11 protein-coding genes and 2 pseudogenes are annotated in these 14,160 nt (G+C 63.8%); 5 read left to right on the plus strand and 8 right to left on the minus strand.

Features of this window, described 5'->3' with window-relative positions; all coding sequences use genetic code 11:
- Together ENZ75_RS05275 and ENZ75_RS05280 are read left to right on the plus strand one after the other, a co-directional pair.
- Nucleotides 1-290 (plus strand): annotated as a pseudogene (locus ENZ75_RS05275) (phosphomannomutase/phosphoglucomutase); the annotation flags it as partial.
- An 11-nt stretch (nucleotides 291-301) separates the two neighbouring features.
- The gene (locus tag ENZ75_RS05280) at nucleotides 302-2,542 is read left to right on the plus strand and encodes a mannose-1-phosphate guanylyltransferase/mannose-6-phosphate isomerase (RefSeq protein ID WP_013532683.1); all 2,241 of its coding nucleotides are present in this window, start codon (nucleotides 302-304) and stop codon (nucleotides 2,540-2,542) included.
- Between the two features lie 8 nt (nucleotides 2,543-2,550).
- Here the strand turns inward: ENZ75_RS05280 and betB are convergent, their stop codons facing one another.
- The 5 genes and pseudogenes from betB to betI all read right to left on the minus strand — a co-directional run.
- On the minus strand, nucleotides 2,551-4,014 hold the full coding sequence (gene betB, locus ENZ75_RS05285) for a betaine-aldehyde dehydrogenase (RefSeq protein WP_013532682.1): 1,464 nt from the start codon (nucleotides 4,012-4,014) through the stop codon (nucleotides 2,551-2,553).
- 57 nt (nucleotides 4,015-4,071) lie between these two features.
- On the minus strand, nucleotides 4,072-5,724 hold the full coding sequence (gene betA, locus ENZ75_RS05290; protein ID WP_013532681.1) for a choline dehydrogenase: 1,653 nt from the start codon (nucleotides 5,722-5,724) through the stop codon (nucleotides 4,072-4,074).
- Nucleotides 5,717-6,721 carry a threonine/serine dehydratase gene (locus tag ENZ75_RS05295; RefSeq protein WP_063167695.1) on the minus strand — a complete coding sequence of 335 codons (1,005 nt, stop codon included), beginning with the start codon at nucleotides 6,719-6,721 and terminating at the stop codon, nucleotides 5,717-5,719. The genes betA and ENZ75_RS05295 overlap by 8 nt, the downstream gene beginning before the upstream one ends.
- The gene (gene betC, locus ENZ75_RS05300) at nucleotides 6,718-8,247 is read right to left on the minus strand and encodes a choline-sulfatase (protein ID WP_063167696.1); all 1,530 of its coding nucleotides are present in this window, start codon (nucleotides 8,245-8,247) and stop codon (nucleotides 6,718-6,720) included. Before betC ends, ENZ75_RS05295 begins: the two co-directional genes overlap by 4 nt.
- Before the next feature lie 77 nt (nucleotides 8,248-8,324).
- A pseudogene (gene betI / locus ENZ75_RS05305) lies at nucleotides 8,325-9,046 on the minus strand (transcriptional regulator BetI); the annotation flags it as partial.
- Here betI and ENZ75_RS05310 point away from each other — a divergent pair.
- Both ENZ75_RS05310 and ENZ75_RS05315 read left to right on the plus strand, forming a co-directional pair.
- Nucleotides 9,037-10,203, plus strand: a complete 1,167-nt coding sequence (locus ENZ75_RS05310; protein ID WP_013532677.1) for an acetyl-CoA acetyltransferase — start codon at nucleotides 9,037-9,039, stop codon at nucleotides 10,201-10,203. The pseudogene betI and the gene ENZ75_RS05310 overlap by 10 nt on opposite strands.
- Before the next feature lie 25 nt (nucleotides 10,204-10,228).
- Complete coding sequence (locus ENZ75_RS05315; RefSeq protein ID WP_013532676.1) at nucleotides 10,229-11,233, plus strand: asparaginase; 1,005 nt, start codon at nucleotides 10,229-10,231, stop codon at nucleotides 11,231-11,233.
- Here the strand turns inward: ENZ75_RS05315 and ENZ75_RS05320 are convergent.
- Nucleotides 11,226-12,602, minus strand: a complete 1,377-nt coding sequence (locus tag ENZ75_RS05320) for a TIGR03808 family TAT-translocated repetitive protein (protein WP_013532675.1) — start codon at nucleotides 12,600-12,602, stop codon at nucleotides 11,226-11,228. The genes ENZ75_RS05315 and ENZ75_RS05320 overlap by 8 nt on opposite strands.
- Nucleotides 12,603-12,723: 121 nt before the next feature.
- Between ENZ75_RS05320 and greA the strand changes: the two genes are divergently transcribed.
- Nucleotides 12,724-13,197 (plus strand): transcription elongation factor GreA, encoded by a 474-nt coding sequence (greA, locus tag ENZ75_RS05325; protein ID WP_013532674.1) that lies wholly within the window; start codon nucleotides 12,724-12,726, stop codon nucleotides 13,195-13,197.
- A 32-nt stretch (nucleotides 13,198-13,229) separates the two neighbouring features.
- Here the strand turns inward: greA and ENZ75_RS05330 are convergent, their stop codons facing one another.
- Both ENZ75_RS05330 and ENZ75_RS05335 read right to left on the minus strand, forming a co-directional pair.
- The gene (locus ENZ75_RS05330; RefSeq protein WP_244514279.1) at nucleotides 13,230-13,382 is read right to left on the minus strand and encodes a hypothetical protein; all 153 of its coding nucleotides are present in this window, start codon (nucleotides 13,380-13,382) and stop codon (nucleotides 13,230-13,232) included.
- Between the two features lie 131 nt (nucleotides 13,383-13,513).
- A partial coding sequence (locus tag ENZ75_RS05335; RefSeq protein ID WP_206617014.1) for a methylmalonyl-CoA mutase family protein occupies nucleotides 13,514-14,160 on the minus strand: 647 nt, incomplete at its 5' end.

Below are 14,160 nucleotides of genomic sequence, written 5' to 3' on the forward strand. Positions count from 1 at the left end.
ATGTGAAGTATGGCGTTGTCGAGCGGGTGGTTGCCGACTTTCAGGCCATGAAGCGGGATGGAACGGTTTTTGCGGGCCAGAAGATCGCCGACCTCATCACCGTCAACGGTGCGCGCGTTGTCGCGGACGACGGCACCTGGGGACTGGTGCGCGCCTCGTCGAACAAGCCGGAACTGGTCGTGGTCGTCGAAAGCCCGGTGTCGTCGCAGCGTCGACGGGAGATGTTCGAGGCTGTCGACACCGTGCTGCGCCGCAGCCCCGAGGTGGGCGCCTACAACCAGACCTTTTGAATGGTGGTTGAATGACCGAGCGGATTGTCAGTTTTGTCATGAGCGGCGGGGTCGGCTCGCGGTTGTGGCCGCTGTCGCGCGAGGACAATCCCAAGCAGTTCCACGATCTGTCCGGCGACGGCTCGATGCTGGCCAAGACCTTGCGCCGGCTGACGGCCCGGCCGGAAGGCGAAACGCCGATCTTCCTGATTGCCGCGGAGCGCCATGCCGACCGCGTTCACGCCGATCTTGCCGGCCTCGACCTCGCCGGCGGCGGGCCGCTGTTCGAGCCGACCGGGCGCAACACAGCCGCCGCCGTCGCACTGGCGACGCTGCGCACACTGTCCGAGTTCGGCGACAGCCTGGTGCTGGTGGTGCCGTCGGACCATGAGATATCGACCCCGCGCCAGTTCTGGCAGAGCGTCGAAGCCGGCACCGAGGCAGCGCGTAGCGGCCGGCTGGTGGTGTTCGGCATCAGGCCGACACAGCCCGAGACCGGCTACGGCTATATCGAGGTTGCGGCCGAAAGCGGCGGCATCTTCGACGTGTCGCGCTTCGTCGAAAAGCCGGATCTTGCGACTGCGCAAAGCTATCTCAAGGCCGGAAATTTCTACTGGAACACCGGTATCTTCCTTTTTCGCGCCAGCGCCATGCGTGATGCCTTCATAGCGTTCCAGCCGGATATCTGGCAGGCCACCGAAGCAGCGTACAAGGCAGCGACATCGGATTTGTCCGGCCTTTACATGCCGCTAGAACTCTACGCCGCCATTCCGTCGAACTCGATCGACTACGCCATCATGGAGCGGGCAAAAGACATCGCGATGGTGCCGGCCGGCTTCCGCTGGAACGATCTCGGCTCATGGCAGTCGCTGCTCGATGTCGGCCCCGCCGACGACCGGGGCAATGTCATCATCGGCGACGTCGTCGCCATCGATTGCGAGAATTCCTACATTCGCAGTGACGGCCGCCTGCTGTCGGCGATCGGCATGAAGGACATCGCCATCGTTTCGACATCGGATGCCACCTTCGTCGCTCCGGTCAGCCACAGCCAACACGTCAAGAAGATCGTCGAGCAGCTCGAAAAATCGGGTCGCCTGGAAACCAGGTTCACGCCGGCGCATGACCGCGTCATCGAAAGCGGCGCCTGGCGGCGGCGCGTGCATCACTGGCTGTTTCAGGAGACCTTGCCGCTGTGGTCGACATCGGGCGTCGACGAACGCCATGGCGGCTTTCACGAAGCGCTTGGCCTGGACGCTTCGCCGTTGATGAAGCCCAAGCGCATGCGCACCACGGCGAGGCAGGTCTATGCCTTCGCCGTTGCCCGGGCGCGCGGCTGGGACGGTCCGGCCGACCGGCTGATCAGCCACGGCATCGCCTTCATGGCCGGCAAGGGCCGCACCGACAAGGGCGGCTGGGTTCGGACGCTGAATGTTGACGGTTCGGTTGCCGACGCCACCGAGGATGCCTACGATCATTCCTGCGTGCTCCTGGCACTGGCGCATGCGCATATGTCTGGCAATCCCGACGCCTTGCGCCTCGGCGAGGAAACCTTCGCCTTTCTCGATGCGCATCTCGAAGACAGCCGCATGACCGGCTTCCTTGAGACATCGGATGGCAAAGGCGAGCGCCGCTCCAACCCGCATATGCACCTGCTTGAGGCCTTCCTCGCCTGGCACCAGGCGACCGGCGAGCGCGCCCATCTGCGCCGCGCAGCGCGCATCATCGACCTCTTCCGCAGTCATTTCTTCGATCCGGAAAGCTGGACGCTTGGCGAGTATTTCGATGCCGAATGGAAACCATCCGCCGGCGAGAAAGGCTCGTGGACCGAGCCTGGCCACCATTTCGAATGGGCCTCTTTGTTGGTCGATTTCGCCGGGCGCAGCGGCCAGGCCGAGTTGAGCGGCTTTGCCAGGAAACTCTACGCCTCGGCCATCGCCAATGGCCTCAACCGCGCCACCGGGCTTGCCTATGGCGCCGTCTCGCGGCAGGGCCTGCCGCTCGACCTGATATCGCGCAGCTGGCCGCAGGCCGAAGCCGTGAAGGCGGCGATCGCACTGGATGGCTCGGGCGGCCCCGATCTGAAGCCCGAGATCGAAGCGCGCGTCGGCCGGCTGTTCCGCTGGCACATCGACCCGGCGCCGCTCGGCCTGTGGATCGACCGCATCGACGAGCGCGGCCGCTCACTGGCATCGGACGTTCCGGCCAGCATCTTCTATCATCTGGTCTGCGCGCTGACCCAGTATCTGGACAGCACGGCCGACCTGAAGGCGTAAGGGCAGCCTCAGTACGGGCTCGCCACATCCCCGGTCTCGACATAGATCGACTTCAGCTGCGAATAGAGCGCCAGTGCGGCCAGTGAATTCTCACGCCCGATGCCTGACTGTTTGAAGCCGCCGAACGGGATTTCCACCGGCGTCAGATTATACGCGTTGATCCAGCAGGTGCCGGCCTGCAGTTCGGCGATGACGCGGTGGGCGCGCGGCAGGTCGCGCGTGAAGACGCCGGCAGCGAGGCCGAATTCGGTGTCGTTGGCGCGGTCGATCACCTCGTCCTCGCCGTCGAATTTCAACACGCTCATCACTGGTCCGAAAATTTCTTCACGGGCGATGCGCATGCCATCGGTCACGCCGGTGAACACCGTCGGCTCGACGAAGAAGCCGCCCTGAAAGCCCTGCAGCGAAGGCACATTGCCGCCGCAAGCAAGCGTCGCTCCATCCTGCTTGCCGATCTCGATATAGCCGGCCACCTTGTCGTGCTGCGCCTTGGAGACCAGCGGTCCCATCTGGGTTTCGGGATCGAGCGGGTCGCCGATGCGGATTTTCTTGGTCCGCTCTATCAGACGGTCGACAAAGCGGTCGTGGATGCCGCTCTGCACGAAGACGCGCGTGCCGTTGGAGCAGATCTGTCCGGTCGAATAGAAATTGCCGAGCATGGCGCCGCCAATGGCGTTCTCGATGTCGGCATCGTCGAACACGATCAGCGGCGACTTGCCCCCGAGTTCCATCGTCGCGTGCTTCATCTTCGAGCCGGCAAGCGACAGCACCTTGCGGCCGGTCGGCACCGAACCGGTCACCGAGACCTTGGCGACGACATCGTGGCCGACAAGCCCGGCGCCGACATCGCCATAGCCCTGCACAACGTTGAACAAGCCGTCGGGTAGCCCCGCTTCGCTGTAGATCTCGGCCAGTGCCAGCGCCGACAGCGGCGTGTTTTCCGACGGCTTGAACACCATGGCATTGCCCATGGCGAGCGCCGGTGCCGATTTCCAGCCGGCGATCTGGATCGGGTAGTTCCATGCGCCGATGCCGACACAGACGCCGAGCGCTTCGCGCCTTGTGTAGGCGAAGGGTCCGCCGAGATCGACCGACTCGCCGTTGTAGGCGGCAACGGCACCGCCGAAATATTCAAGGCAGTCCGCAGCCGAGGGCGCATCCGCCACCAACGTTTCCTGGATCGCCTTGCCGGTGTCCAGCGTCTCGATGCGAGCGAGGTCGGCGTTGCGGGCGCGTAATATGTCGGCGGCGCGGCGCAGGATGCGCCCGCGCTCGACCGGCTTCAGCCGCGCCCAGGCGGGCTGCGCCGCCCGCGCGGCCTCGACGGCGAGTTCCAGCACGTTCGGCGTTGCCGAACGCAGCATGGCGATGGTCTCGCCGGTTGCCGGATAGATGACCGGCAGCGGGGCGCCGCCTTCGTCCTCGATGTAGCGTCCGTTGACATAGTGCGATGCCGTGGGCTGAGCGCGCATGGAAGTCTCCAGATTGTCTTTCGCGGCATGCGGATCGTGCAGTCACACGATCATGCTCTATCTGTCCGACGCCTGCCAGCGCGGATTGATCCATGGTTCCTGGTTGGACGGCGCCAGCGGCGTGCGGCCAAGGATGTGATCGGATGCCTTCTCGCCGGTCATGATCGACGGCGCATTGAGATTGCCGTTGGTGACGCGCGGGAAGATCGAGGAATCGGCGACCCGCAATCCTTCGACGCCGATGACCCGGCACTCCGGATCGACGACGCTCATCACGTCGTCGGCGCGGCCCATCTTGCAGGTGCCGCAAGGATGGTAGGCGCTCTCCGCGTGATCCCGGATGAAGATGTCGAGATCGTCGTCCGACTGCACGTGGCTGCCCGGCGATATCTCCTTGCCTCGATAGGGATCGAACGCCGACTGGCCGAAGATCTCGCGGGTCAGCCGGATGCAGTGGCGGAACTCCGCCCAGTCGTCTGGATGCGACATGTAGTTGAAGTGGATCATCGGTTTCGATTTCGGGTCCGGCGAGCGCAGCGTCACCGACCCCCGCGACTTCGAGCGCATCGGTCCGACATGCGCCTGGAAGCCGTGCGACTTGGCCGCCGCCTTGCCGTCATAGCGGACTGCCGCGGGGATGAAATGGTACTGGATGTCGGGGTAGTCGACGCCGGCACGCGATCGCACGAAGGCCGCCGCTTCGAAATGGTTGGTGGCGCCTAGCCCGTTCTTGAGGAACAGCCACTGCGCCCCGATGAGCGCTTTCGAGAACGGATTCAGCACCGAATTGAGCGTGATCGGCAGCAATGATTCCTGCTGGATGTAGAGCTCCATATGGTCCTGCAGGTTGCGGCCGACGCCGGGCCTGTCGGCCACCACCGGAATGCCGTTTTCGCGCAGATGCTCGGCCGGACCGATGCCGGACAGCATCAGGATCTTGGGCGAATTGATCGACGATGCGGCGACGATTACCTCACGTCGCGCCTTAACGACCTGAATCTGTTTGTGAGCTTCGATCTCGACGCCGATGGCGCGCTGATTCTCGATGATCACCCGCCGCGCAAAGCCCTTGACCAGACTGACGTTTTTGCGCTTCAGCGCCGGCTTCAGATAGGCTGATGCCGCCGACCATCGGCGGCCGCCGCTGATGGTCTGCTCCATCGGCCCAAAACCTTCCTGCTTGGAACCGTTATAGTCCTCCGTCAGTTCGAACCCGGCCTGGCGGCCAGCCTCGACGAAGGCGCCATAGAGCGGATTTTTACGCGAGCCGCGCTGCACATGCAGCGGCCCGCCGTGCCCGCGCCAGCCATCCTCGCCGCCATCCGAATCCTCCATGCGCTTGAAATAGGGGAGCACGTCGGCGAAGCCCCAGCCGGCCGCACCCTCTTCGGCCCAATGGTCGAAGTCGCGGGCGTGGCCGCGCACATAGACCATGCCGTTGATCGAGGACGAGCCGCCGATAACCTTGCCGCGCGGTGTCGCCAGCACACGGCCGCCGAGATGCGGCTCCGGCTCGCTGGCAAAGCCCCAGTCGTAGAGGCTCATGTTGAGCGGGATCGACAGCGCCGACGGCATCTGGATCAGCGGCCCGATATCGCTGCCGCCGAATTCGATGACGATGACCGAATGCTTGCCGTCTTCCGACAGGCGATAGGCCATGGCCGAGCCGGCCGAGCCGGAGCCGATGATGACGAAATCCGCTTCAAGCATGGTTCATATGCGCCATGAAATCGGCGAGCGAGACATTGCCGCCGGTAGCCACAACAAGGACGGTCTTGTCCTTCACATCCACCTTGCCGCCGAGCAATGCCGCGATCGACGCCGCCCCCGACGGTTCGAGCACCAGCTTCATGCGCTCGAAGGCGATCCGCATCGCGCGCCGCACCGATTGGTCGTCGACGGTGATGCCGTGAACACCCGCCGTCTTGACCGCGGCAAACGGAGCATCGCCCGGCCGTCGCGACATCAAACCGTCGCAGATCGATTTCGGCCCGATCGGCATCGTCTCGATGCTGCCATGCGCCAGCGACGAGCCCATGCCATTGAAACCTTCCGGCTCGACGCCGATGATCTCTGTGGCGGGCGACAGATAATGGAAGGCGAGCGAAACGCCGCCGATCAACCCACCGCCACCGACCGAGCAGAACAAGAGGTCGGCGCTGGCACCTTTGGCTTCGAGTTGGTCAAGCGCTTCGAGGCCGGCGCCCGCCTGGCCGGCGACGATCTCCGGATCGTCGAATGGATGCAGCAGCGCCAGGCCCTCTGTCTCGGCGATCTCGCGCGCCTTGGCGGCGGCGACTTCCTCCCGCGCGCGCTCGCCATGGTCGGTCAGCACGACGCGGGCGCCATAGCCCGCCGTGGCATCACGCTTGGCGGCCGGTGCGTCGATCGGCATGACGATGGTGACGGGAACGCCAAGCGCCTGGCCGGCAGCCGCCAGCCCTTGCGCGAAATTGCCGGAGGAGTAGGCGACGACGCCCTTCTTCGCTTCGTCAACTGAAAGCTGCTTCAGGCGCCAATAGGCGCCGCGCACCTTGAATGAGCCGGCCCATTGCAGCGATTCCGGCTTGATGAAGACGCGGGCGGCGCCGGTCTCGCGGGCTAGTGCCGTCGATTCCAGCAGCGGCGTGATCTGCGTCGCCCTGGAGGTGACGGCATAGGCCTGCTTGAGATGGTCAAGGGAGGGGACGAGAAGGTCTGACATCATTCGCCTCGCGGATACCGTTTGCTCTCTTCGAGATTGTCGAGGTTCATGTGATTGCGCATGTAACGCTCGGACGCCTTTTGCAGGGGTTGGAAATCCCAGGGGTAATAGGCGCCGTTGCGCAGCGCCGGATAGACGACCCAGCGGCGCGCCTGGCTTTCGCGGACAGCGGCGTCGAAGCCGGCCATGTCCCAGCGTGTCTGGACCTTGTCCATGAATGCCGCCACCAGGCCCGCATTGGCCGCGTCGTCGGCCAGATTGTCCCGTTCGAGCGGATCGGCTTCGAGATCGAACAGTTGCGGCGGATCGAGCTCGCAATGGACGAATTTGTATCTGCCGTCGCGGATCGCCACCAAAGGCGCATTGGACCCTTCGGCGGCATACTCCATCAACACCGGCGCGGTGCGCTCGATGCCCTCGGTGAGCGGCAGCAGCGACTGGCCGTCGGTCCACGGCGCGATCGCAGCGATGTCGATGCCGGCGAGATCGCAAAGCGTCGGCGCCACGTCGAGATTGGAGACCGGCGTCTCGATCAGCCCGGCGCGAACGCCCTTGCCGGCAATCATCAGCGGCACCCGCGCCGAACCCTCGAAGAAGCTCATCTTGAACCACAGGCCGCGCTCGCCGAGCATGTCGCCGTGATCCGAGCAGAACAGGATGATTGTGTCGTCCGCCATGCGTGTACGCTCGAGAACGTCCAGGATCTCGCCCAGCTTGTCGTCGACATAGGAGATGTTGGCGAAATAGCCCTGCCGCGAACGACGCACCTGCTCCGGTGTGATCTCGAAAGAGGGATAGTCGCTGGCGTGGTACAGCCGCCGGGAATGCGTATCCTGCTGGTCATACGCGATGAACCCGGTTTCCGGGTCCAGCGCCCGGCAATGCTCATAGAGATCCCAATACTGCTTGCGCGCGACATAGGGATCGTGCGGATGCGACAGCGAGACAGTGAGGCACCAAGGCCGATGGTTCGCATCGTCCTGTTCGCGCGAAAGCTGATAGAGCTTCTGCGTGGCCAGGAACACGACCTCGTCGTCATACTCCATCTGGTTGGTGATCTCGGCGACGCCTGCACCGGTCACCGAGCCCAGATTGTGATACCACCAGTCGATACGCTCGCCGGGCTTGCGGTAATCCGGCGTCCAGCCGAAATCGGCTGGATAAATGTCGGTCGTCAGCCGCTCCTCGAAACCATGCAACTGGTCCGGCCCAACGAAATGCATCTTGCCCGACAGGCAGGTGTAGTAGCCGGCGGCGCGCAAATGATGGGCAAAGGTCGGGATCGATGAGGCGAATTCGGCGGCATTGTCATAGACGCCGGTGCGCGACGGCAATTGCCCGCTCATGAACGAGGCACGGCCCGGCGCGCAGAGCGGCGAGGCCGTGTAGTTGTTGGCAAAGCGCGCCGAACGCGCGGCCAACGCTTTCAGATGCGGTGTATGCAGAAACTCCGCCGGTCCGTCCGGAAACAGGGTTCCGTTGAGCTGGTCGACCATGACGATCAGGAAATTGGTTCGCTTCATTGTCACTGTTTGCGCCGCTCGCCAAGTTTGGTTTCGAGATAGTCCTCGACCAGCGCGATCGCGGTCGCGGCATCGGGCACGCCGTCTTTCAGCGCCCGCCTGATGTAGAGCCCGTCGATCATCGCCGCGGTCGCTTCGGCGGCGCGGTCGGCTTCGGCTCTGGGCAAATCCCGGTCAGCCCGCTCATCAGGTTCGAGTGCAGCCGCCGCGCGTAGACCTTGAGCAGCCGGCGCAAGGCCGATGATTTCTGCGCCTCGACATAGAAGGCGAGCCAGGCGGCGATGGTTTCCGGCTGGAACTGGATGTCGGAGAAATTGACAGCGACCACCGCCGAGACCCTTTCGCGCGCGCTATTGGCCGAGCCAAGGGCGCGCAACGTATCGGCTGTAAGCTCCGCCAGTATGTGCCGCATCGTCGCCAAGAGCAGCTCGTCCTTGGCACCAAAATAATGATGGGCAAGGGCGGACGACACGCCGGCGCGTCCGGCGATCTCGGACATGGTCACGTCGAGCGAACCGCGCTCGCCGATCGCCGAGATCGTCGCGTCGATCAGCGCCTTGCGGCGCAGCGGTTCCATTCCGATTTTCGGCATCTCGCCATGATCCTTTGAGAGAACAGGATTATTTTTTATTGACGCGTCAATCAACAAAAAAATCGGCCGCGATCTCGGCTGTACCAAGCGATTGTACGCCTCCAGCCCTTCACGAAACCGGCACGATTGTTTATCTTTGAACAATAGATGCGAAATGCGCCGTGAGCCGACATGCCAGGCCGGCGCCAAGGATGGAGACCGCCATGACCGCATGCATCGTCGGATGGACGCATTCGCGCTTCGGCAAGCTTGAGGGCGAAACGCTCGAAAACCTCATCGTCAAGGTGGCAACGGACGCGCTCGACCATGCCGGCATCGGTCCCGACGAGGTCGACGAGATCGTGCTCGGCCACTTCAACGCCGGTTTTTCGGCGCAGGATTTCACCGCCAGTCTGGTGCTTCAGGCCGACGACCGGCTGCGCTTCAAGCCGGCGACGCGTGTCGAGAACGCTTGCGCCACCGGATCGGCGGCGGTCCGCCAAGGCATCCGCGCCATCGACGCGAATGCCGCTCGCATCGTGCTGGTGGTCGGCGCGGAGCAGATGACGACGACGCCGGGGCCGGAGATCGGCAAAAACCTGCTCAAGGCGTCCTATCTGCCCGAGGACGGCGAGACACCCGCGGGTTTCGCCGGCGTCTTCGGCAAGATCGCGCAGGCCTATTTCCAGCGTTATGGCGATCAGTCGGATGCGCTGGCCATGATTGCCGCCAAGAACCACAAGAACGGCGTCGACAATCCCTATGCGCAGATGCGCAAGGATTTCGGCTATGAGTTCTGCCGCCAAGAGAGCGAGAAGAACCCCTTCGTTGCCGGTCCTCTGAAGCGCACCGACTGCTCGCTGGTCTCCGACGGCGCCGCCGCCCTTATCCTTGCCGACACCGCCACGGCACTGAAGATGCGCCGTGCCGTTGCCTTCCGCGCCAACGAACATGTGCAGGATTTCCTGCCGATGTCGAAGCGCGACATTCTGACCTTCGAAGGCTGCGAGCAGGCCTGGAACCGGGCGCTGAAATCGGCCGGCGTGACGCTCGACGATCTGTCCTTCGTCGAAACGCATGACTGCTTCACCATTGCCGAACTGATCGAGTACGAGGCGATGGGCCTTGCCAAGCCGGGAGAGGGGGCGAAGCTGGCGTTGGACGGCACAACGGCCAAGGATGGTCGCCTGCCGGTCAATCCGTCCGGCGGGCTGAAGGCCAAGGGCCATCCGATCGGCGCCACTGGCGTGTCCATGCATGTCTTGACCGCCATGCAGCTTGTCGGTGAGGCCAGCGGCATCCAGGTGCCGGGCGCAAAACTGGGCGGCATCTTCAATATGGGCGGTGCGGCGGTCGCCAACTACGTTTCCATTCTCGACCGGATCAGATAAACCGCCCGCATTTGCGGGAGGTGACATGACAAATCCGGTTCTGATCGAAGTCTTGCGCGGCGCGATCGTCGAGAGCGCGCATCGCGGCTCAGTCGCGGTCTTCGATGGCGACGGCAAGCCCGTGTGGGAGATCGGCGATACGGCCAAGCCGGTGTTTCCGCGCTCGGCGGTCAAGGCGATCCAGGCCTTGCCGTTGGTCGAAAGCGGGGCGGCGGATGCCTATGGTTTCGGCAACCGCGAACTGGCGCTCGCCTGCGCCTCCCACTCGGGCGAGCCGGCACATGTCGACCTTGCGCGATCCATGCTGGCCAAGGCTGGGCTGGACGGATCGGCGCTCGAATGCGGCACGCATTGGCCATCCAATCATGACGCCGAGATTGCGCTCGCCCGCGCCGGCGGCTCGCCGAACGCCTTGCACAACAATTGTTCCGGCAAACATTCCGGCTTCCTCTGCACCTGCGTCCACGCCGGCATTGCGCATCGCGGCTATGTCAAGCCGGGACACGGCCTGCAGGACATGGTGCGCGACGCCATGCAGTCGGTGACGGGCGCTGTCCATGGTGAGGACCAGCGTGCCATCGACGGCTGTTCGATCCCGACCTACGCGGTGCCGCTCAGGAGCTTCGCGCTCGGCTTTGCCCGCATGGCCACGACATCAGGTTTTGGCCCAGAGCGAGCCAAGGCTGCAAAGCGGCTGCTTTCCGCCTGCATGGCCGAGCCCTTCTTCGTTTCCGGCAGCGGCCGCGAAGACGTCGCGTTGATGGAGGCCGCACCAGGGCGGATTTTCACGAAGGGCGGCGCCGAAGGCGTCCATTGTGCCGCAATTCCGGAACTTGGCCTCGGCATCGCACTCAAATGCGATGATGGCGCCGGCCGCGCCGGCGAAGCCATGGTTGCCGCCGTCCTTGCCAAACTGTTGCGTGCCGACGAGGCCTTGGCGGCGAAGCTGCTCGAATTGGCAAACACGCCCATCGAAAATCGCAACGGTGCCAAAGTCGGAGCGCTGAGGCCGACGGCAACTCTCAAGTGACGTGATTGCGCTCGACGGTCAGATGCGCGTAGCCGCTACCGTTTGACGAGGCGAGATCGCCTGTCGCGGGCTCCGCCCAGCGCTGGCCGACAACCGCACCGTTCAGCGCGCCGTCGATGACATTGTCTGAAATGACGGCCGTACCGGCGCCCTCGACCACGGATACGACGATCCCGGTTCCTGCCTTGCGGATGATGTTGCCGGTGGCGACGACATTGCGCAGGTACGGGCCCCAGCCGATCTGCATGCCATAGAGTGGCGCGTTCTCGATGACATTGTTGGAAACGGTGGTGTCGGCCTCAACGCCGATGCCGACGCCAAATCCCGGCGAGTCGGCGGGGTAGGGGCCGCTGGTCGACAGATTGCGCACGATGTTGCCGGAACAGACGCCCATGCGGCCGCCTTCGTTGAAATTGACGATCGAGATGCCGTTGGCGGCGCCGTCGACGATGTTGTTGCTGATGATGGCGCCTTCGAACGAGAACTCGGAATAGATCGCCGTTTCGCCAGAGCGCGAGCAGGTGTTGCCCGATATCTGCAGGTTGCTGGCGCTGTTGGCGCGGATGGCCGAGAAGGCGCAGTCCGAGACGATGTTGCCCGAGATGACGACATTGCCGGCGCGAAAGGCATTGATGCCGTTGCCGTTCTGCCCGGTTCCGCCGCTGCGTGCCTGGATCCCTTGGACGCGGTTGCCGGTGACCATGGTGCCGTCTTCGGCCACCTGCCAGCGGTGTACGAGGATGCCGCCATTGGCGCAGTCGGAAACGGTGTTGCCCGTGATGGCCAGCCCGCCGGCTTCGACCGAATAGATGCCGGCATCGGCGGCGCCCGATATCTCACAGCGCTCGATCCGGCCGATCGCGTGTTCCAGCGCCAGCCCGTTCTTGCCGCTGCCGGTGATCTGGCAATTGTCGATGGCGAGGTGCGCGACACGGCGAAGATCGAGCAGCCCTTGCGTGTAATCGCCCATCGCACGGTTCGCACCATCGAAGACCAGTCCGCTAAGTTCGATATGGTCGGCCTGTTCGGCCATGAACAGGTGGCCGTCACCGCCGTAAACGATGCGCGTCGCGCCCGGCACGCCGGAAAGACGTACGCGGCCGGGCAGCGAAAGATTGGAGACGACATAGGTGCCGGGCGGCAGGAACACCGGCATGTCGCGGCTGTTTGCGTCACGCAGCAGTTTGGCGAAGGCCTTGCTCTGATCGTCTGATGTGCCGGGCTGCACGCCGAGTTCTGTGGCATTGATCGAGCCGCGCATCGAGGCTTTCTCGATGCCGCTCAAGCTTGCGGCTACCGCCTTGCCGAGCGCAAGGCCCATGACGGCAAAGCCGGCGGTTCCAGTCAGCAGCGTTCGTCTGTTCAACATCGGCACAGAATCCCAGCGTTCAACCTTGGCGTCGCAGGAATCGTGCCAGACGGTTTGCCTCTCCTCTGGACGGAAACGACAATGGCTTGTCGAGCAGCCTCTGCGGGCCTAAGTTCAGGAAATGAGCAGAGCTTTCACCCGCGAGGAAGACAGCGAAAATGCCATCGCCGGTGTCGGTGAGCGGCCGGTCAGCCAGCATCGCAATCTGGTGACGGAACGCGGCCTGGCGCAGATCGAGGAAAATCTGGCCGATCTGCGCGACATACTGGCGAAGGCCGAACGCAAAGCCGACCGCGAGCGCATAGCGGTCGTGTCGCGCGATCTGCGTTACTGGACCGCCCGGCGCGAAAGCGCCGAACTCTCGGTGCCGGAGCCGGGCAGTGACGTTGTGCGCTTCGGCATGGGCGTCACGATCGAGAGCGATGACGGCAAGAAGGTGCATTGGAAGATCGTCGGCGAGGACGAGGCTGATCCCACCAAGGGCAGCATTTCGCATGTTTCGCCAATGGCTGTCGCCCTGTTCGGCAAGAAGATCGGCGACTTGGCCAGCGTCAACGGCAAGGAATGGGAAATCGTCAAGCTCTCCGAGAGCTAGGACGTCTCAAATCCGCCGCACTGATTGGCGCGTCATTTGGCGAGTTTCTGAAGCCCGACCCGATATTTGTCCATGACCTCGCGCGCGGCCTTCATCTGCCGTTCGAACCTGTCGGCCACCGGTCTTAAAATGATGCCGTGATCAGTTTCGATGATCTGGAGCTGATCGCCCGATTGCAGATTCAAGCTGTCCAGCATTCCCGTGGCAAGATCAGGGCATCTGATCCGTCGTCGAGCTTGTGGATGGTCGTCTTCACGGTTACCGCACCTTGGTTGCAGTGTCAGTCTAGCACAACCTTTTCAGAGATGCAGCAGTCCTAGTCCGTGGCCAGCAGGCGGTCCAGCAGGCGATCCGCTGCCTCTGGAATGACTGTGCCCGGCGGGAAGATTTCCGCAGCGCCGGCTTGCCGCACCGCGTCATAGTCCTGCGGTGGGATGACGCCGCCGGCGACGATCAGCATGTCGCCGCGGCCGAGCTTTTTAAGCGCGTCGCGCAGTTCCGGGATCAGCGTCAAATGTCCCGCCGCCAGCGACGAGGCGCCGACGATGTGGACGTCCTGTGCGACCGCCAGCCTGGCGATCTCATCCGGTGTCTGGAACATCGCGCCGACGGTGACGTCGAAGCCGAGATCGGCGAAGGCCGTAGCGATGACCTTCTGGCCACGGTCGTGGCCGTCCTGGCCCATCTTGGCGACGAGAATGCGCGGCTTGCCGCCGGTCTTCTTCTCGAAGGCGTCAAGCTTGTCCTGCAGCCCGTCGACCACGGGATGATCGCCAAGCGCCTTGCGATAGATGCCGGAAATGGTCTGCACCGTAGCGACGTGGCGCCCAAACGCCCTTTCCAACGCGAATGAAATCTCGCCGACCGTTGCATTGGCGCGCGCGGCTCGGATGGCGAATTCCAGCAGGTTTTCATTGCCTTGCGCGGCACGGGTCAGCGCATCGAGTGCGCTTTCGACGGCGG

This window comes from Mesorhizobium sp. M7A.F.Ca.CA.002.04.1.1, from assembly GCF_004022805.1.
GTDB classification, from domain to species: domain Bacteria; phylum Pseudomonadota; class Alphaproteobacteria; order Rhizobiales; family Rhizobiaceae; genus Mesorhizobium; species Mesorhizobium ciceri.

Bases quoted from the DNA above. Each gene is read 5' to 3' on its own strand.
- greA (WP_013532674.1), top strand. From the start codon at position 12,724: ATGAGCAGAGCTTTCACCCGCGAGGAAGACAGCGAAAATGCCATCGCC.
- ENZ75_RS05280 (WP_013532683.1), top strand. From the start codon at position 302: ATGACCGAGCGGATTGTCAGTTTTGTCATGAGCGGCGGGGTCGGCTCG.
- betB (WP_013532682.1), bottom strand. From the start codon at position 4,014: ATGCGCGCTCAGCCCACGGCATCGCACTATGTCAACGGACGCTACATC.
- ENZ75_RS05295 (WP_063167695.1), bottom strand. From the start codon at position 6,721: ATGATGTCAGACCTTCTCGTCCCCTCCCTTGACCATCTCAAGCAGGCC.
- ENZ75_RS05315 (WP_013532676.1), top strand. From the start codon at position 10,229: ATGACAAATCCGGTTCTGATCGAAGTCTTGCGCGGCGCGATCGTCGAG.
- betA (WP_013532681.1), bottom strand. From the start codon at position 5,724: ATGCTTGAAGCGGATTTCGTCATCATCGGCTCCGGCTCGGCCGGCTCG.
- ENZ75_RS05310 (WP_013532677.1), top strand. From the start codon at position 9,037: ATGACCGCATGCATCGTCGGATGGACGCATTCGCGCTTCGGCAAGCTT.
- ENZ75_RS05320 (WP_013532675.1), bottom strand. From the start codon at position 12,602: ATGTTGAACAGACGAACGCTGCTGACTGGAACCGCCGGCTTTGCCGTC.